Source organism: Streptomyces sp. NPDC048353, assembly GCF_055587165.1.
In genome coordinates this window covers 94,114-110,595 of sequence record NZ_JBVJGU010000001.1, presented here as the reverse complement: position 1 = coordinate 110,595, position 16,482 = coordinate 94,114, and the positions used below count along the sequence as shown (strand labels likewise).

The window sequence follows — 16,482 nt, the reverse complement described above, 5'->3', positions numbered from 1 at the left end:
GACAGTCTGTCAGCTTCCGCGCTCTCGGGTTGTCCTCGACCCCCATTAGGCTCTTCTGGCGTACGCGTCCATCCTCCGAGGAGAGCCATGAGCGAGCGACTTCAGCCCGGTGACACCGCCCCCGCCTTCACCCTGCCCGACGCGGACGGCAACGAGGTCTCGCTGGCCGACCACAAGGGCCGCAAGGTCATCGTGTACTTCTACCCCGCCGCCCTGACGCCCGGCTGCACCAAGCAGGCCTGCGACTTCACCGACAACCTGGACGTGCTGGCCGCCGCGGGCTACGACGTCATCGGCGTGTCCCCGGACAAGCCGGAGAAGCTGGCGAAGTTCCGCGAGCAGGAGTCCCTGCGGGTGACGCTGGTCGGCGACCCGTCGAAGGAGGTGCTGGAGGCGTACGGCGCCTTCGGCGAGAAGAAGCTGTACGGCAAGACGGTGACGGGCGTCATCCGCTCGACGGTCGTCGTCGACGAGGAGGGCAAGGTCGAGCGGGCGCTCTACAACGTCAAGGCGACCGGGCATGTCGCCAAGGTCCTCCGGGACCTGGAGATCCAGGCCTGACCGCCCGGCGACCGGCCCGGCCGTCCGGGACCGGGCTCGACCGTCCCGCGCCGGGCCTGGACGCCCGGCGCCCGGCCTGACCGTCCGGCGCCCGGACGGAGGGCCCAGGGCGGGGTGACGGACGTCCCAATGACCGGTGACTTCCGTTTGTGAACGGCGTGACCGCGCAGATGTTCCTCTTGGAGTTCCATGCCCCGAGAAAGGACGTACGGTCATGCCGGCCACCGACCGCGACAACGCGGCCGACCCCGAGGCCCTGAAACGCCACCCCCGGCTGTTCAGGGCCATCACGCGTCGGCAGCAGCCCAGACTGCGCCGGACGGACATCACGGTGACCGACGAGGCGGCGGTCAAGCGGGCCGTGAAGGCGGCCTCGCTCGGCAATGCCATGGAGTGGTTCGACTTCGGCATCTACGCCTACCTCGCGGTCACCCTCGGCCACGTCTTCTTCCCGTCCGGGAACGACACGGTCCAGCTGCTGTCGTCGTTCGCGACCTTCGCCGTCGCCTTCCTGGTCCGCCCGCTCGGCGGCATGTTCTTCGGCCCGATGGGCGACCGGATCGGACGCAAGAAGGTCCTGGCGCTGACCATGATCCTGATGGCGGTCGGCACGTTCGCGATCGGCCTGATCCCGTCGTACGCCTCGATCGGCTTCTGGGCACCGGTGCTGCTGGTCTTCTTCCGGATGCTCCAGGGCTTCTCCACCGGCGGTGAGTACGGCGGCGCCTCGACCTTCATCGCGGAGTACGCCCCCGACCGCCGCCGCGGCTTCTTCGGCAGCTTCCTGGAGTTCGGCACCCTCGCCGGCTACGTCGGCGCGGCCGGTCTCGTCACGGCGCTGACCGCCTGGCTCGGCTCCGACACGATGGAGGCCTGGGGCTGGCGCGTGCCGTTCCTGGTGGCCGGACCGCTCGGCCTGGTGGGTCTCTACCTCCGGATGCGGCTCGACGAGACGCCCGCGTTCCAGAAACTGGAGAGCGAGTCGGCGCACGCCTCGGAGGCCGCCGACACCGTGGAGACCTCGACCAAGGGCGACCTGGCCAAGATCTTCCGGCAGCAGTGGCCGACGCTGATCCTGTGCATCGCCCTGGTGGGCGCGTACAACATCACCGACTACATGCTGCTCTCGTACATGCCGACGTACCTCTCCGACGAACTCGGCTACAGCGAGACGCACGGCCTGCTGATCCTGCTGCTCGTGATGGCCTTCCTGATGCTGATCATCACGCAGGTGGGACGGCTGAACGACCGCTTCGGGCGCAAGCCGGTCCTGATGGCGGGCATGCTCGGGTTCCTCTTCCTCTCGCTCCCGGCGTTCCTGCTGATCGGCCAGGGCGGGATCCCGGCGATCACGGCGGGCATGCTGATGCTCGGCCTGTCGCTGGTCTGCATGCTGGGGACGATGTCGGCGGCGCTCCCGGCGCTGTTCCCGACGAACGTGCGGTACGGCTCCCTGTCGGTCGGCTACAACCTGTCGGCCTCCCTCTTCGGCGGCACGACGCCGCTGGTCATCACGGCCCTGATCAGCGCGACCGGCAGCAACCTGATGCCCGCGTACTACGCGATGGCCGCGGCGCTCGTCGGCGTGGTGGCGGTGGCCTGCATGAAGGAGACCGCACAGAAGCCGCTGGAGGGCTCGCCCCCGTCGGTGGAGACCCCGGAGGAAGCGGCGGAACTGGTCCTGGCCCAGACGCCCGAACCGAAGTTCTGACCCTCCGACCGGCCTCCCGCCGACCCACGAACGGCCCGCACCGGATACCGCCGGCGCGGGCCGTTCCTGCGGCTCCTGTGCCCCAACTGCCATGCGATGACCACCACCTGATGTCGGGGAGGGCCCGGCGGACGGGCCCATGGCGCCCTCTCGACCACCGAAGCGGCCTTCCCCGGTACGATGTCAGGCGGCTAGCGGCGGTGGTGCAATGGCGACACAGCAGACTTAGGATCTGTGGCCCGTGAAACGGCTTGAGGGTTCGAATCCCTTCCGCCGCACCAAGAAGGCCTGCGAATCGAAGGTCGATTCGCAGGCCTTTATTGTGCGGACTCCTCAGCCCAGCAGCTCCCGCACCACCGGCACCAGCGCCCTGAACGCCTTCCCCCGGTGGCTGATCGCGTTCTTCTCCTGCGGCGTCAGTTCCGCGCACGTCACGTCGTACCCCTCCGGCTCCAGGATCGGGTCGTAGCCGAAGCCGTTCGTGCCCACCGGGGTGTGGCGCAGGGTGCCCTCCAGGCGGCCTTCGACCACGCGTTCCGTGCCGTCGGGGAGGGCGAGGGCCGCGGCGCAGGTGAAGGCGGCGCCGCGGTGGGGGGTGGCGATGTCGGCGAGTTGGGCCAGGAGGAGGTCGAGGTTGGCGCGGTCGTCGCCGTGGCGGCCGGCCCAGCGTGCCGAAAAGATGCCGGGGGCGCCGTTCAGGACGTCGACGCAGAGGCCGGAGTCGTCGGCGACGGCGGGCAGGCCGGTGGCCTGGGCCAGGGCGTGGGCCTTGAGGAGGGCGTTCTCGGCGAAGGTGACGCCGGTCTCCTTGACGTCGGGGATCTCCGGGTACGCGTCCGCGCCGACGAGGTCGTGGGGCAGACCGGCGTCGGCGAGGATGGCGTGGAGTTCGGTGATCTTTCCGGCGTTGCGGGTGGCGAGGATCAGACGGGTCATGGGTCCGATTATCCCGGTGTGCAGACCTTGCCGATCTCGGTGGCGGCGTCCGTGACGGGCTTGATGTCCGGGGTGGTGTCGCCGTTGTTCACGGCGGTGCGGACGGAGTCGACGCCCTTGGTGAGGTCGTCGACGGCCTTGGAGAGGTCGGCGTTGTCCGTGGTGTCCTTGAGATTGCCCAGCTCGGTGGAGATGTCGTTGAGGGCTTCGTTGAGCTGGGTGGGGTCGTTGGAGGCGTTGGAGACGGCCTGCTGGAGCTTGTCCACGCTGGTGGCTATGGCGTCGGCGGTGGCGACGCAGTCCATGGCCTTGTCGAGGGCTCCGCAGCCGACGAGGGTGGTGGTGAGCACGGCGGCCGTGGCCGCGGCGAAGGCGAGTCGGCGCTTCAAGTCGGGTCCTCCCCTGGTGTACGGAAACGGGCGCACGGTCGGACCGTGCGCCCGTGTCACGGAGGACGCCGTTGTGGGTCTCCGTGGTTGCCACGTCTGTCCGCCCCGACCACACGCCGGGCGGGGCGGTGAGGGGTGTGGGCGGGCTGTCGCGGTGGTTAGAGCGTGCCTTCGAGGGCCTGGCGCTGGAGTTCGGCGAGTTCGGTGCAGCCGCCGGAGGCCAGGTCGAGGAGGGCGTTGAGCTCCTTGCGGTCGAAGGGCTCGGCTTCGGCGGTGCCCTGGACCTCGACGAAGCGGCCGTCGCCGGTGCAGACGACGTTCATGTCGGTCTCGGCGCGGACGTCCTCTTCGTAGCAGAGGTCGAGGAGGGGGACGCCGTCGACGATGCCGACGGAGACGGCGGCGACGGTGCCGGTGAGGGGCTTGCGGCCGGCTTTGACGAGCTTCTTGGTCTGGGCCCAGGCGACGGCGTCGGCGAGGGCGACGTAGGCGCCGGTGATGGCGGCGGTGCGGGTGCCGCCGTCGGCCTGGAGGACGTCGCAGTCGAGGACGATGGTGTTCTCGCCGAGCGCCTTGTAGTCGATCACGGCGCGCAGGGAGCGGCCGATGAGGCGGGAGATCTCGTGGGTGCGGCCGCCGATCTTGCCGCGGACGGATTCGCGGTCGCCCCGGGTGTTGGTGGAGCGGGGGAGCATCGAGTACTCGCCGGTGACCCAGCCTTCTCCGCTGCCCTTGCGCCAGCGCGGGACGCCTTCGGTGACGGAGGCGGTGCAGAAGACCTTGGTGTCGCCGAAGGAGACGAGGACGGAGCCCTCGGCGTGCTTGCTCCATCCGCGTTCGATGGTGACGGGGCGGAGCTGTTCGGGGGTACGGCCGTCGATACGAGACATGGGACGAGCGTAGCCGTACGTGGAGGAGGGCCCGTTCCCCTGCCGGAACGGGCCCTCCTTCAGGTGCGGGGGTGGCTCACATCATGTCTTCGATGTCGGCGGCGATGGGGTCGGCGTCGGTGCCGATGACGACCTGGATCGCGGTGCCCATCTTGACGACGCCGTGGGCGCCGGCGGCCTTCAGGGCGGCTTCGTCGACCTTGGTGGGGTCGATGACCTCGGTGCGCAGGCGGGTGATGCAGCCTTCGACCTCTTCGATGTTGTCGATGCCGCCGAGGCCGGCGACGATCTTCTCAGCCTTGCTGGCCATGTGTCTCTCCCTGTCCGTTCCGTTCGGAGAACGTAAGTCTCGGCGCACCCACGGTCCGCTGTGTCACGGTAACCCACGGTTGGCCCAACTTCGCGAGCGTGTGCACGGGTTCTGCCGAATGATGACGATCACCGGCGCCCTGCCCTGAGCGGGCTCCGGGGAGCCTATCGCAACTGGTCTACACCAGTGTGCAACGCGAGCCGGGGCGTGCTTGTTCCGGGACCTGGGAGGACGCCGATGAGTAGCGAGAGCGCCGCCGCGCCGCGGAGGACGTGGCGGAACGGCCTCTTCCAGGGGCTTCAGAAGGTGGGCCGCAGCCTCCAGCTCCCCGTCGCCGTGCTGCCGGCGGCCGGTCTGCTGGTCAGCCTGGGCAGTCTCTTCTCCGCGTATCTGCACGGCGATTTCTGGGACAAGACCTCCGCCGTGCTGCTGGGAGGCGGCACGGCCATCCTCGACGGCTCCTTCGGTCTGCCGCTCCTCTTCTGCATCGGCGTCGCGATCGGTTTCGCGAAGAAGGCGGACGGCTCCACGGCGCTCGCCGCGGTGGTCGGTTTCCTCGTCTACTTCAACGTCCTCAAGGTCTTCCCTCGCGAGGGGACGGTGACACCGGAGCTGCCGGAGGGGGTGCCGCAGAACCCCGGGGTGCTGGGCGGCATCCTGATCGGCCTGCTCACGGCCGTGACCTGGCAACGATTCCACCGGACGAAGCTGGTCGACTGGCTGGGCTTCTTCAACGGCCGCCGGCTGGTCCCGATCATGATGGCCTTCGCCGGTGTCGTGCTGGGCGTGGTGTTCGGGCTGATCTGGGAGCCGGTGGGTGACGCGCTGACCTGGTTCGCCAAGCAGCTGATCAGCCTCGGCGCCTGGGGCTCCGCCATCTTCGGCGTCGCGAACCGGCTGCTGATCCCGATCGGCATGCACCAGTTCATCAACACCTTCTTCTGGTTCCAGGCGGGTGAGTACACCAAGGCGGACGGCACGGTCGTCCAGGGTGACCTGACGCGCTTCTTCGCGGAGGACCCGTCGGCGGGTCAGTTCATGTCGGGCTTCTTCCCGATCATGATGTTCGGTCTGCCGGCCGCCGCCCTCGCGATCGCGCACTGCGCCCGTCCCGAGCGGCGCAAGGAGGTGACGGGTCTGATGATCTCGGTCGCTCTCACCTCATTCGTCACGGGCGTGACCGAGCCGCTGGAGTTCTCGTTCATGTTCGCCGCGCCGCTGCTCTACGGTCTGCACGCGCTGCTGACGGGGGCGTCGATGGGCATCACGTGGGCGCTGGGGGTGCACGCGGGTTTCAGCTTCTCGGCGGGGTTGATCGACTACGTCGTCAACTGGCATCTCGACACGAAACCCTGGCTGATCATTCCGATCGGTCTGGGGTTCGCGGTGGTCTACTACGTGCTCTTCCGCTTCCTGATCACCAAGTTCGACATCCCGACGCCGGGGCGTGAACCGGTGGAGGAGGAGGAGCGGGCGGACCGGGACATCACGAAGCCGTAACCCCGCGGGCCCCGGTTCCCCTCTTCGGGAGGGGCTTCCGGCCCCTCTTCCCAAGGTCGACAAGGCCCCTGGACCTCATGGTCCGGGGGCCTTTCGTCGTGCGGGGCGGGTTATGGCCGAGTCCACAGAATTCGCAGGTTCCTTATCTAAGTCTCACGTGCTAAAACTGGTCTACACCAATGAGTGGTGTAGACCACGCGGTCCAGACCACCGCGTTCCACGAGACGCCGCCGTCGCCCCCTTTTTCCTGTCCTCTGGCGGCGCCTTGCCTTACTGGAGGAAGTTGATGAGTACGGCCACCGCCCAGGCCGCCGCTCCCGCGAAGAAGCGCGGATCCGGCCTGTTCCAGGGCCTGCAGAAGGTCGGTCGCAGCCTGCAGCTGCCGATCGCCGTGCTGCCGGCCGCGGGTATCTTGCTCCGTCTCGGCCAGCCGGACGTCTTCGGCACGGACGGGCTCGGGTGGGACAAGGTCGCCTCCGTGTTCGCCACGGCCGGCGGCGCTGTCTTCGACAATCTGCCGATGCTGTTCTGCATAGGCGTGGCCATCGGCTTCGCGAAGAAGGCCGACGGCTCGACGGCCCTCGCCGCCCTCGTCGGCTTCCTCGTCTACGCCAACGTCCTCAAGGCGTTCCCGGTGACCGAGGCCGTCGTGAACACGACCGCCAACAAGGGCGTCGACGTCGCGGCCACGTACAACAACCCGGGTGTCCTCGGCGGCATCCTCATGGGTCTGCTCGCCGCGGTGCTGTGGCAGAAGTTCCACCGCACCAAGCTGGTCGACTGGCTCGGCTTCTTCAACGGCCGCCGTCTCGTGCCGATCATCATGGCCTTCGTCGGCACCGCCGTCGGCGTCGTCTTCGGTCTGGTCTGGGAGCCGATCGGCAACGGCATCTCCAGCTTCGGCGAGTGGATGACCGGCCTCGGCGCCGGTGGCGCCGGCCTCTTCGGTCTGATCAACCGCGCGCTGATCCCGGTCGGCATGCACCAGTTCGTGAACACCGTCTCCTGGTTCCAGATCGGCGACTTCACCAACGCGGCCGGCGAGGTCGTCCACGGCGACCTGAACCGCTTCTTCGCGGGCGACCCGAGCGCCGGAATCTTCATGTCCGGCTTCTTCCCGATCATGATGTTCGGCCTCCCGGCCGCCGCGCTCGCCATCGCGCACTCGGCCCGCCCCGAGCGCCGCAAGGCCGTGACCGGCATGATGGTCTCCCTCGCGCTGACCTCCTTCGTCACCGGCGTGACCGAGCCGATCGAGTTCTCGTTCATGTTCATCGCGCCGCTCCTGTACGTGATCCACGCGGTCCTGACCGCCGTCTCGATGGCCGTCACCTGGGCCCTCGGCGTCCACGCGGGCTTCACGTTCTCCGCGGGCTTCATCGACTACGCCCTGAACTGGAACCTCGCGACCAAGCCCTGGTTGATCATCCCGATCGGTCTGGTCTTCGCGGTGATCTACTACGTGCTCTTCCGCTTCGCGATCACCAAGTTCGACCTCACCACCCCGGGCCGCGAGCCCGAGGAGGAGATCGAGGACCTCACCAAGGCGTGAGCCCCGCCCCCGCCTCACCCGTACGACGGAAGGGCCCCGGAACCGTGTCGGTTCCGGGGCCCTTCCCGTACGCGGGGGCCGGTGGCGCTCAGATCTCGTAGACCGCGCCCGGTCTCGCCAGCTCCACCGGGCCGGTGTACACCGCGCGGGCGTCCGCCAGGTTCAGCGAGCCGTCGGTCCACGGCGGGATGTGGGTCAGCACCAGCCGCCCGACCGAGGAGCGCGACGCCTCCGCGCCCGCCTCACGGCCGTTGAGGTGCAGCGCCGGGATGTCCTCCTTGCCGTGGGTGAAGGACGCCTCGCACAGGAACAGGTCCGCGCCCGCCGCCAGTTCGTGCAGCGCGTCGCAGACGCCCGTGTCGCCGGAGTAGGTCAGGGCGCGGCCGCCGTGCTCGATGCGGATGCCGTACGCCTCCACCGGGTGGCACACCTTCTCCGTACGGACGGTGAACGGGCCGATCTCGAAGGTCTCCGACCGCAGCGTCCGGAAGTCGAAGACCTCGCTCATCGCCTTCTCGGAGGGCGTGTCCGCGTACGCCGTGGTCAGCCGCTGTTCGGCGCCCTCCGGGGCGTAGACCGGGAGGGCGTCGCAGCGGCCGCCCTCGTGGCGGTAGTAGCGGGCGACGAAGTAGCCGCACATGTCGATGCAGTGATCGGCGTGGAGGTGGCTGAGGAAGATCGCGTCGAGGTCGTAGAGACCGACGTGGCGCTGCAGCTCGCCCAGGGCGCCGTTGCCCATGTCGAGGAGCAGCCGGAAGCCGTCGGCCTCTACGAGGTAGCTCGAACAGGCCGATTCCGCGGACGGGAACGACCCGGAGCAGCCGACGACGGTGAGCTTCATGGAGCGTGAACCTCCGAGGAAGGGCGTCCTTGGACGGTGCGGGGCAGCCGCAGGGGAGTCACTGGACAGTCGCTGAGCGGTCACTGAGCGGTCACTGAGGGAGAGGGCGTGCGATCTGTCGAGCGTACGGCTCACCCGGCCCCGTCGCTCCTTGTGAGTGGCCCGTTGTGGGCGAACTCACGGGCTCTGTCACCGGTTCGGATGGACCTGGGGGCGCACGGGCGCGGGCGATCGGCCGCCGGTAACGTCGTGGGGTATGGACACGTCATGGTGGCCGGCGCTCGTCGCGGTCGTGGTGCTGGCGCTCGTGGTGGCGCTGGTGGGCGGCCGCCGGCGCTCGGGTGCGCGGCGTCCGCCCGCGAAGGGGCGGACGAGGGGGCCGGCCGGGAGGCCGTCGAGGCCGGGCGGTACGGCGCCGAAGGCGCCGGGCCGGGCGGCGGGGAAAGCGCCCGGAAGGCTGCCGCGCGCCGGGGAGATCTGGTGGGCCGACGTGCCCTACGAGGACGGTCCGGGCTCGAAGGACCGGCCGTGCCTGGTGCTCTCGCTCCGTGGCGGGCAGGCGCTCGTCGTCAAGATCACCAGCAAGTACCACGACGAACGGCCGGGTGTGATCGCGCTGCCGCCGGGGGCCGTGGGCGACGCGCACGGGCGGCCGAGCTTCCTGGAGACGGACGAGCTGCGGGAGGTCCCGGTGGCGGAGTTCCGCCGCAGGGTGGGTACGGCGGACCCGGTCGTCTGGGACCAGGTCCGCCATCTCGCGTGAGCCGGTGCCCCGCTGCGCGGCCGGGCCGCGGGGCCCGGTGGCCCGGTACGCGGCCGGGCCGTGGGGCGTCCGCGCCTGAGCGGGGCGGGCGGGAATTTCCGGAGACGGCCTACGCCCAGAGCTGGCCGTGGAGCGTCTCGATCGCTTCCTCCGTCGTCGCGGCGGTGTAGACGCCGGTGGACAGGTACTTCCAGCCGCCGTCGGCGACGACGAAGGCGATGTCCGCGCTCTCGCCCGCCTTCACCGCCTTGTTGCCCATGCCGATCGCCGCGTGCAGCGCCGCGCCCGTCGAGACGCCCGCGAAGATGCCCTCCTGCTGGAGGAGCTCGCGGGTCCGGGTGACGGCGTCCGCCGAGCCGACCGAGAAGCGGGTGGTGAGGACGGAGGCGTCGTACAGCTCCGGCACGAAGCCCTCGTCCAGGTTCCGCAGGCCGTAGACCAGGTCGTCGTAGCGCGGCTCGGCGGCGACGATCTTGACGTCCGGCTTCTGCTCGCGCAGATAGCGGCCGACGCCCATGAGGGTGCCGGTGGTGCCGAGGCCCGCCACGAAGTGCGTGATCGAGGGCAGGTCGGCGAGGATCTCGGGGCCGGTGGTGGCGTAGTGCGCGCCCGCGTTGTCGGGGTTGCCGTACTGGTAGAGCATCACCCACGTGGGGTTCTGCGTCGCCAGTTCCTTGGCGACCCGTACCGCCGTGTTCGACCCGCCCGCCGCCGGGGACGAGATGATCTCCGCGCCCCACATGGCGAGCAGCTGGCGGCGCTCCTCGCTGGTGTTCTCCGGCATGACGCAGACGATGCGGTAGCCCTTGAGCTTCGCCGCCATGGCGAGGGAGATGCCGGTGTTGCCGCTGGTCGGCTCGAGGATGGTGCAGCCGGGGGTGAGCCGGTTGTCCTTCTCCGCCTGCTCGATCATGTGGAGCGCGGGGCGGTCCTTGACCGAGCCGGTGGGGTTGCGGTCCTCCAGCTTGGCCCAGATGCGGACGTCGTCCGAGGGCGAGAGCCGGGGCAGCCGGACCAGGGGCGTGTTGCCGACCGCCGCCAGCGGGGAGTCGTAACGCATGTGGATCAGACCATGCCGCCGGCCACGGCCGGCAGGATCGTGACGTTGTCGCCGTCGGTGAGCTTGGTCTCGATGCCGTCGAGGAAGCGGACGTCCTCGTCGTTCAGGTAGACGTTGACGAAGCGGCGCAGGCTGCCGCCGTCCACGATGCGGGCCTCGATCCCGGTGTGGCGGGACTCCAGGTCGGCGAAGAGCTCGGCGAGGGTCTCACCGCTGCCCTCGACGGCCTTGGCGCCGTCGGTGTAGGTGCGGAGGATGGTCGGGATGCGGACCTCGATGGCCATGGCGTGGGCTCCTGTCGGGAGTGACGTGGTGGGCGCGCGGCTGGGGCCCCCGCGCGGAGGGGGTGGTACGGGAGGTGCGCTCGGGCCGTGGATCGGTGATCAGAACGCAGCGCGGGGCGTACACATCGCGCTGGCGAGGCGGCACAGGTCGACGTGCAGACGGGCCACGAGCAGCAGTGTGCCCGGCGTCTGTTCGCTCACGTCGTGGGAAACCATGCGGTCATCGTATCGATTCCCGGTCCGGGTTCCGGAATGTGATCTCACATGACGGACGAGCGCTGCTCGCCTGTCGGACGGGCGCGGTGGTCAGGCCTCGACGTAGGCCTCGACGACCTGCACGTCCTCCTCGGTGACGACGCCTTCGACGATGGTGAAGGAGCGGAACTGGAAGGGTCCCGCCTCGTCGGTGTCGGCCGTGGAGACCAGGACGTAGTGGGCGGCGGGCTCGTTCGCGTAGGAGATGTCCGTACGGGAGGGGTAGGCCTCGGTCGCCGTGTGCGAGTGGTAGATGATCACGGGCTCCTCGTCCCGGTCGTCCATCTCGCGGTACAGCTTCAACAGGTCGGCCGAGTCGAACTCGTAGAAGGTGGGCGAGCGCGCGGCGTTCAGCATCGGGATGAACCGCTCGGGGCGGCCGCTGCCGACGGGACCCGCGACCACGCCGCAGGCCTCGTCGGGGTGGTCCGCGCGGGAGTGTTCCACGATCTGGTCGTACAGGGCCCGGGTGATGGTCAGCATGTCCGACAGGATAAGCAGAGGGGCCGCTCCGTACCGAGGAGTGGTACGGAGCGGCCCGAATGCTGGACTGCGGTGGCCCTACGAGCGCTTGTTGAAGGCCGCGCCCTGCGGGTTGCGGGACTTCAGGACCAGGTAGGCGACGCCCAGGACGAGGCCCCAGACGGGCGCGCAGTAGAGGGAGACGCGGGCTCCCTCGTCGATGCCCATCATCACGATGACCATGAGGATGAAGGCGAGCGCGAACCAGCTGGTGTACGGGGCTCCGGGAGCCTTGAAGGTGGACTCGGGGAGCTCACCGCGGTTCGCCTTGGCGCGGTAGCGGATCTGGCTGACCAGGATCATGATCCAGGCCCACATGCCGGAGATGGTGGCGAAGGAGACGACGTACTCGAACGCCTTGCCCGGGGCGACGTAGTTGATCCAGACGCCGACCAGCATCAGCGAGGCCGAGAAGGTCAGGCCGAGCAGCGGGGTGCCGTTCTTGGTGAGCCGGGTGAAGACCTTCGGGCCCTGGCCGTTGAGCGCGAGGTCGCGCAGCATGCGGCCGGTGGAGTACATGCCCGAGTTGCAGGAGGAGAGGGCCGCCGTCAGTACCACGAAGTTGACGATGGCGGCGCCGACGCCGAGGCCCATCTCCTCGAAGGCGGCGACGAACGGGGAGACGCCCGGCTTGAACTTGGTCCACGGCACGACCGACAGGATCATGATGAGCGCGCCGACGTAGAAGACGGCGATGCGCCACGGCACGGTGTTGATCGCCTTGGGCAGGACCGTCTTCGGGTCCTTGGACTCGCCGGCGGTGACGCCGACCAGCTCGACCGCGAGGAAGGCGAACATGACGATCTGCAGGGTCATCAGCGTGTTGCCGATGCCGGTGGGGAAGAAGCCGCCCTGGTCCCACAGGTGGGACACGGAGGCGGTGTCGCCGGCGTCGGAGAAGCCGATGGTGAGGATGCCGGCGCAGATCAGGATCATGCCGATGATCGCGGTGACCTTGACCATGGAGAACCAGAACTCCAGCTCACCGAAGAGCTTCACGGAGATCAGGTTGGCGCCGTAGAGGATGACCGTGAAGACCAGTGCGGAGATCCATTGCGGGATGTCCCACCAGTACGTCATGTAGGTGGCCGCCGCGGTGACCTCGGTGATGCCGGTGACGACCCAGAAGAGCCAGTACGTCCATCCGGTCACGAAGCCCCAGAAGGGGCCGACGAACTCCCGGGCGTACTCCGCGAAGGAGCCCGACACCGGGCGGTACATGAGCAGTTCGCCCAGGGCCCGCATGATGAAGAAGATGACCAGGCCCGCGATCGCGTAGGCGAGGATCAGGCTGGGGCCCGCCTTGGCGATGGCCTTGCCGGCGCCGAGGAAGAGGCCGGTGCCGATGGCGCCGCCGATCGCGATCATCTGGATCTGCCGGGCGCCGAGGCCGCGCTGGTAGCCCTCGCCGCCGCCCACGGCCCCGTCGGTGCCGTCGTTGTGCTGGTCGACCTGCACTGAGGTCATGGTGGTGCGCCTTTCTCCATGCTGATCCGCGCCGACTGCGTCTGGCTGCGGATCAGGTCCTGATCCCCCCGGATGTGGATGGAGTGCTACCGGCGGTCAGCCGGTCAAAGCGCCCCCGGGAACAGGGGTGGCGTCCCCGGGCGGTCGTGAAGATTTATCACGGTGGAAACAGTGATCGACGGGGGCGATTGTGGCGCACACCACAGGAAGAAGCGGACAGAAAGGACTCAAGACGGCAAGCTAGAACACTTTGGTGACGTATTCGTTATGCGGATTTGAGCGTCCGCTGAGCGAACAGAGCGTGACGGTCCGGGGAACGCGGGGCCGCGGCGACGGGCCCCCGCGCGGGGGCCCGTCGGACCTACGGCATCAGCGTCTCGACGAGCGACTCCTGGAGCGCGCCGAGCCAGAGGTACGCCATGACCATCGGCTTGCGCGGATCGGAGTCCGGCAGCCGGTAGAGCTCGCCGCTCTCGTCCTCGTCGGTGACCTCCAGGCGGGTCCCGATCGTCAGCCGCAGGTCGTTGAGCGCGCCGAGCCAGGCGCGGGACTCGTCGGCGGTGAGCTTGAGGACGGCGCCGCCGTCCCCGGTCGAGGTCAGCGCGTCGAGACCGCGGACCACGGCGAGGGCGTCCGCGCGCTTGCGGGAGCGCAGGTCCTTCTCGGTGTACCGGCGGAAGTCGGCCGCGGCGGCCCGCAGCTCCTCGTCCTCGTCGCCGTAGGCATCGGGGAAGAGCCGCTTGAGCGCGGGATCGCTGGGCGGTTCGCTCGGGCCCTCCGCGAAGAGCGCCGCCAGCGGGTCCTCCCCCTCGACGGGCTCGTCGCCCGGCCCGATCAGCTCCATGAGCTGGACGGCGAGGGAGCGGAGGATGGAGATCTCGACCTCGTCGAGCGCCACGGCCGCGCCGCCGCCCGGCAGCGCCTCGAAATGGCCGGCCATCAGCCGCGGTCCTGCGACAGCGTCGCCCAGAGGCCGTAGCCGTGCATCGCCTGCACGTCCCGCTCCATCTCCTCGCGCGTGCCGGCGGAGACCACCGCGCGGCCCTTGTGGTGCACGTCGAGCATCAGCTTGTGCGCCTTGTCCTTGGAGTAACCGAAGTACGCCTGGAAGACGTAGGTCACATAGCTCATCAGATTGACCGGGTCGTTGTGCACGATCGTCACCCACGGCACATCCGGTTCGACGACCGCGAAGGTGTCCTCGGACGATTCCGTACGTTCGATCTCGATAGGCGCGACGCTCACTCACCCCATGCTGCCACCCGGAGTGGCGTGTCGCACAAACGGGTCGCACGGCCGGACGTAGAAATCGTCACTCTGACGAGTATTCGGGGGTAGCATCGCCGACATGAACGCTGCGGACCTTGGGCTCCAGGAAGACGAGCGCGAAACGCTTCGGAAGAGGGGCGGTGGCGGGCTCCCGGTGGACGTGCCGTCGACCGCGCTCTTCACCGACCAGTACGAGCTGACCATGCTCCAGGCGGCCCTCCGGGGCGGCACCGCCGAACGACGCTCCGTCTTCGAGGTCTTCACCCGTCGCCTGCCCGAAGGGCGGCGCTACGGCGTGGTGGCCGGCGTCGGGCGGGTCCTGGACGCCGTCGAGAACTTCCGGTTCGGCCCGGAGGTGCTCGGCTTCCTGCGGGAGCAGGCCATCGTCGACGAGGCGACCCTGCAGTGGCTGGCGGGCTACCGCTTCTCCGGCGACATCTGGGGCTACCCCGAGGGCGAGGTGTACTTCCCCGGTTCGCCGCTGCTGCGGGTCGAGGGCTCCTTCGCCGAGTGCGTGCTCCTGGAGACCGTGATCCTGTCGATCCTCAACCACGACTCGGCCATCGCGGCGGCCGCCTCCCGGATGTCGGCGGCGGCCGGCGGCCGGCGGCTGATCGAGATGGGCGCCCGGCGCACCCACGAGCTCGCCGCCGTCGCCTCGGCGCGCGCCGCGTACGTCGGCGGCTTCGACTCCACCTCCGACCTCGCGGCCGGCTTCCGCTACGGCATCCCGACCGTCGGCACCTCCGCCCACGCCTTCACCCTGCTGCACGACAGCGAGCGGGACGCCTTCCGGGCCCAGGTCGAGTCGCTGGGCCGGGGCACGACGCTGCTCGTCGACACCTACGACGTGGCCGAGGCCGTCCGGACCGCCGTGGAGGTGGCGGGACCGGAGCTCGGAGCCGTACGGATCGACTCCGGGGACCTGCTCCTCGTGGCGCACCGGGTGCGGGCGCAGCTCGACGAGCTGGGCGCGACGGAGACCAGGATCGTGGTCACCTCGGACCTGGACGAGTACGCCATCGCGTCCCTGGCGGCGGCCCCGGTCGACGCGTACGGCGTGGGGACGCAGCTGGTCACCGGAAGCGGGCACCCGACCTGCTCGATGGTGTACAAGCTGGTCGCCCGTGCCGAGTCGGCGGACCCCGAGGCGCCGCTGACGGCGGTGGCGAAGAAGTCGCTGGGCGGGAAGGCGTCGGTCGGCGGCCGTAAGTGGGCGGCCCGGCGGGCCGACGCCTACGGCGTGGCCGAGGCGGAGGTCCTCGGCACCGGCCCGGTCCCGCCGGAGCTGGCCGACCGGCAGCTGCTCGTCGAGCTGGTCAGGGGCGGTGACGTGGTGGCCCGCGAGCCGCTGGAGGCGGCCAGGGCGCGGCACATCGCGGCGCGGGCCGGGCTGCCGATGTCGGCCATGCAGCTGTCCCGGGGTGAGCCGGTGCTGCCGACCGAGTACATGTAGGACGCAGTCGTACCGCCCTGAAATGCCCCCTCCCGAAGGGAGCGGGAAGTCTCTAGGCTCGAAGTCTCCAGGCTCGCCGTCGCTCCCCCCTTCCGACCCGCTAAGGACACGCCCCATGCACCGCGCATTGATCGTCGTGGACGTTCAGAACGACTTCTGCGAGGGCGGCAGCCTCGCGGTGACGGGAGGGGCGGATGTCGCCGCCGCCATCACCGACCTGGTCGGCGAGGCGGCGGGCGCCGCGTACCGGCACGTGGTGGCCACCCGCGATCACCACGTCGACCCGGGCGACCACTTCGCGCCGGAGGGCCAGGAGCCCGACTACGTCACCTCGTGGCCGGTGCACTGCGTCGCCGGTACGGAGGGCGTCGGCTTCCACCCGAACTTCGCGCCGGCGGTCGCCAGCGGGGCGATCGAGGCCGTCTTCGACAAGGGGGCGTACGAAGCGGCGTACAGCGGCTTCGAGGGGCGTGACGAGAACGGCATGACCCTTGCCGAGTGGCTGCGGGAGCGTGAGGTCGGGGAGGTCGACGTCGTGGGCATCGCCACGGACCACTGCGTCCGGGCGACGGCGCTGGACGCGGCCCGCGAGGGCTTCCGGACGCACGTCCTGCTGGACCTCACGGCGGGCGTCGCCAAGGAGACGACGGACCGCGCCCTGGAGGAGCTGCGCGGCGCCGGCGTCGAGCTGACCGGGAAGCCGGTCGTGGCCTAGG

19 protein-coding genes and 1 tRNA gene are annotated in these 16,482 nt (G+C 69.6%); 8 read left to right on the top strand and 12 right to left on the bottom strand.

Annotated elements, in window-relative coordinates; translation table 11 throughout:
* Positions 1-87: 87 nt before the first annotated feature.
* The 3 genes from bcp to ACZ6RC_RS00475 all read left to right on the top strand — a co-directional run bounded on the left by bcp (position 88) and on the right by ACZ6RC_RS00475 (position 2,553).
* Positions 88-561: a thioredoxin-dependent thiol peroxidase gene (gene bcp, locus ACZ6RC_RS00485; protein ID WP_469578339.1), complete on the top strand. Its 474-nt coding sequence runs from the start codon at positions 88-90 to the stop codon at positions 559-561.
* Between the two features lie 214 nt (positions 562-775).
* The gene (proP, locus tag ACZ6RC_RS00480; protein ID WP_391143210.1) at positions 776-2,272 is read left to right on the top strand and encodes a glycine betaine/L-proline transporter ProP; all 1,497 of its coding nucleotides are present in this window, start codon (positions 776-778) and stop codon (positions 2,270-2,272) included.
* Positions 2,273-2,466: 194 nt separating this feature from the next.
* Positions 2,467-2,553: transfer RNA gene (locus ACZ6RC_RS00475), tRNA-Leu, on the top strand.
* Between the two features lie 52 nt (positions 2,554-2,605).
* Here the strand turns inward: ACZ6RC_RS00475 and rdgB are convergent.
* The 4 genes from rdgB to ACZ6RC_RS00455 form a co-directional block, all read right to left on the bottom strand.
* On the bottom strand, positions 2,606-3,208 hold the full coding sequence (gene rdgB / locus ACZ6RC_RS00470; RefSeq protein ID WP_391143219.1) for an RdgB/HAM1 family non-canonical purine NTP pyrophosphatase: 603 nt from the start codon (positions 3,206-3,208) through the stop codon (positions 2,606-2,608).
* 8 nt (positions 3,209-3,216) lie between these two features.
* Positions 3,217-3,597 carry a hypothetical protein gene (locus ACZ6RC_RS00465; protein WP_453614142.1) on the bottom strand — a complete coding sequence of 127 codons (381 nt, stop codon included), beginning with the start codon at positions 3,595-3,597 and terminating at the stop codon, positions 3,217-3,219.
* A gap of 158 nt (positions 3,598-3,755) precedes the next feature.
* Positions 3,756-4,487 (bottom strand): ribonuclease PH, encoded by a 732-nt coding sequence (gene rph / locus ACZ6RC_RS00460; protein ID WP_391143226.1) that lies wholly within the window; start codon positions 4,485-4,487, stop codon positions 3,756-3,758.
* Between the two features lie 76 nt (positions 4,488-4,563).
* A complete protein-coding gene (locus ACZ6RC_RS00455; RefSeq protein ID WP_356604889.1) occupies positions 4,564-4,797 on the bottom strand; it encodes a PTS sugar transporter subunit IIB in 234 nt (77 codons plus the stop codon).
* A 237-nt stretch (positions 4,798-5,034) separates the two neighbouring features.
* Between ACZ6RC_RS00455 and ACZ6RC_RS00450 the strand changes: the two genes are divergently transcribed.
* Positions 5,035-6,297: a PTS transporter subunit EIIC gene (locus ACZ6RC_RS00450; RefSeq protein WP_453614140.1), complete on the top strand. Its 1,263-nt coding sequence runs from the start codon at positions 5,035-5,037 to the stop codon at positions 6,295-6,297.
* 286 nt (positions 6,298-6,583) lie between these two features.
* The gene (locus ACZ6RC_RS00445) at positions 6,584-7,849 is read left to right on the top strand and encodes a PTS transporter subunit EIIC (protein ID WP_453614137.1); all 1,266 of its coding nucleotides are present in this window, start codon (positions 6,584-6,586) and stop codon (positions 7,847-7,849) included.
* Between the two features lie 88 nt (positions 7,850-7,937).
* Here ACZ6RC_RS00445 and ACZ6RC_RS00440 read toward each other — a convergent pair whose 3' ends face one another.
* Complete coding sequence (locus ACZ6RC_RS00440) at positions 7,938-8,690, bottom strand: MBL fold metallo-hydrolase (RefSeq protein WP_391143238.1); 753 nt, start codon at positions 8,688-8,690, stop codon at positions 7,938-7,940.
* Positions 8,691-8,946: 256 nt separating this feature from the next.
* Here ACZ6RC_RS00440 and ACZ6RC_RS00435 point away from each other — a divergent pair, with 256 nt between their 5' ends.
* Positions 8,947-9,453, top strand: coding sequence for a type II toxin-antitoxin system PemK/MazF family toxin (locus ACZ6RC_RS00435; RefSeq protein ID WP_469578331.1), 507 nt, complete (start codon positions 8,947-8,949; stop codon positions 9,451-9,453).
* Between the two features lie 109 nt (positions 9,454-9,562).
* On the opposite strand, the gene ACZ6RC_RS00430 is transcribed toward ACZ6RC_RS00435, so the two are convergent.
* The 7 genes from ACZ6RC_RS00430 to clpS all read right to left on the bottom strand — a co-directional run bounded on the left by ACZ6RC_RS00430 (position 9,563) and on the right by clpS (position 14,286).
* On the bottom strand, positions 9,563-10,513 hold the full coding sequence (locus ACZ6RC_RS00430) for a PLP-dependent cysteine synthase family protein (protein ID WP_469578328.1): 951 nt from the start codon (positions 10,511-10,513) through the stop codon (positions 9,563-9,565).
* A gap of 5 nt (positions 10,514-10,518) precedes the next feature.
* The gene (locus tag ACZ6RC_RS00425) at positions 10,519-10,797 is read right to left on the bottom strand and encodes a MoaD/ThiS family protein (protein WP_391143246.1); all 279 of its coding nucleotides are present in this window, start codon (positions 10,795-10,797) and stop codon (positions 10,519-10,521) included.
* 99 nt (positions 10,798-10,896) lie between these two features.
* Positions 10,897-11,013, bottom strand: coding sequence for a putative leader peptide (locus tag ACZ6RC_RS00420; RefSeq protein ID WP_391143248.1), 117 nt, complete (start codon positions 11,011-11,013; stop codon positions 10,897-10,899).
* Positions 11,014-11,103: 90 nt separating this feature from the next.
* Positions 11,104-11,535 (bottom strand): M67 family metallopeptidase, encoded by a 432-nt coding sequence (locus ACZ6RC_RS00415; RefSeq protein WP_391143251.1) that lies wholly within the window; start codon positions 11,533-11,535, stop codon positions 11,104-11,106.
* Positions 11,536-11,613: 78 nt separating this feature from the next.
* Positions 11,614-13,041, bottom strand: coding sequence for an amino acid permease (locus ACZ6RC_RS00410; RefSeq protein WP_391143254.1), 1,428 nt, complete (start codon positions 13,039-13,041; stop codon positions 11,614-11,616).
* Between the two features lie 361 nt (positions 13,042-13,402).
* A complete protein-coding gene (locus ACZ6RC_RS00405) occupies positions 13,403-13,981 on the bottom strand; it encodes a DUF2017 domain-containing protein (protein ID WP_391143257.1) in 579 nt (192 codons plus the stop codon).
* A complete protein-coding gene (clpS, locus tag ACZ6RC_RS00400; RefSeq protein ID WP_391143258.1) occupies positions 13,981-14,286 on the bottom strand; it encodes an ATP-dependent Clp protease adapter ClpS in 306 nt (101 codons plus the stop codon). Before clpS ends, ACZ6RC_RS00405 begins: the two co-directional genes overlap by 1 nt.
* A gap of 103 nt (positions 14,287-14,389) precedes the next feature.
* On the opposite strand from clpS, the gene ACZ6RC_RS00395 reads away from it, so the two are divergent.
* The gene (locus ACZ6RC_RS00395) at positions 14,390-15,766 is read left to right on the top strand and encodes a nicotinate phosphoribosyltransferase (protein ID WP_469578322.1); all 1,377 of its coding nucleotides are present in this window, start codon (positions 14,390-14,392) and stop codon (positions 15,764-15,766) included.
* 115 nt (positions 15,767-15,881) lie between these two features.
* Positions 15,882-16,481 (top strand): isochorismatase family protein, encoded by a 600-nt coding sequence (locus ACZ6RC_RS00390; protein WP_391143264.1) that lies wholly within the window; start codon positions 15,882-15,884, stop codon positions 16,479-16,481.
* Position 16,482 lies beyond the last annotated feature (1 nt).

Bases quoted from the DNA above. Each gene is read 5' to 3' on its own strand.
- bcp (WP_469578339.1), top strand. From the start codon at position 88: ATGAGCGAGCGACTTCAGCCCGGTGACACCGCCCCCGCCTTCACCCTG.
- proP (WP_391143210.1), top strand. From the start codon at position 776: ATGCCGGCCACCGACCGCGACAACGCGGCCGACCCCGAGGCCCTGAAA.
- rdgB (WP_391143219.1), bottom strand. From the start codon at position 3,208: ATGACCCGTCTGATCCTCGCCACCCGCAACGCCGGAAAGATCACCGAA.
- rph (WP_391143226.1), bottom strand. From the start codon at position 4,487: ATGTCTCGTATCGACGGCCGTACCCCCGAACAGCTCCGCCCCGTCACC.
- ACZ6RC_RS00455 (WP_356604889.1), bottom strand. From the start codon at position 4,797: ATGGCCAGCAAGGCTGAGAAGATCGTCGCCGGCCTCGGCGGCATCGAC.
- ACZ6RC_RS00450 (WP_453614140.1), top strand. From the start codon at position 5,035: ATGAGTAGCGAGAGCGCCGCCGCGCCGCGGAGGACGTGGCGGAACGGC.
- ACZ6RC_RS00445 (WP_453614137.1), top strand. From the start codon at position 6,584: ATGAGTACGGCCACCGCCCAGGCCGCCGCTCCCGCGAAGAAGCGCGGA.
- ACZ6RC_RS00440 (WP_391143238.1), bottom strand. From the start codon at position 8,690: ATGAAGCTCACCGTCGTCGGCTGCTCCGGGTCGTTCCCGTCCGCGGAA.
- ACZ6RC_RS00435 (WP_469578331.1), top strand. From the start codon at position 8,947: ATGGACACGTCATGGTGGCCGGCGCTCGTCGCGGTCGTGGTGCTGGCG.
- ACZ6RC_RS00430 (WP_469578328.1), bottom strand. From the start codon at position 10,513: ATGCGTTACGACTCCCCGCTGGCGGCGGTCGGCAACACGCCCCTGGTC.
- ACZ6RC_RS00425 (WP_391143246.1), bottom strand. From the start codon at position 10,797: ATGGCCATCGAGGTCCGCATCCCGACCATCCTCCGCACCTACACCGAC.
- ACZ6RC_RS00420 (WP_391143248.1), bottom strand. From the start codon at position 11,013: ATGGTTTCCCACGACGTGAGCGAACAGACGCCGGGCACACTGCTGCTC.
- ACZ6RC_RS00415 (WP_391143251.1), bottom strand. From the start codon at position 11,535: ATGCTGACCATCACCCGGGCCCTGTACGACCAGATCGTGGAACACTCC.
- ACZ6RC_RS00410 (WP_391143254.1), bottom strand. From the start codon at position 13,041: ATGACCTCAGTGCAGGTCGACCAGCACAACGACGGCACCGACGGGGCC.
- ACZ6RC_RS00405 (WP_391143257.1), bottom strand. From the start codon at position 13,981: ATGGCCGGCCATTTCGAGGCGCTGCCGGGCGGCGGCGCGGCCGTGGCG.
- ACZ6RC_RS00395 (WP_469578322.1), top strand. From the start codon at position 14,390: ATGAACGCTGCGGACCTTGGGCTCCAGGAAGACGAGCGCGAAACGCTT.
- ACZ6RC_RS00390 (WP_391143264.1), top strand. From the start codon at position 15,882: ATGCACCGCGCATTGATCGTCGTGGACGTTCAGAACGACTTCTGCGAG.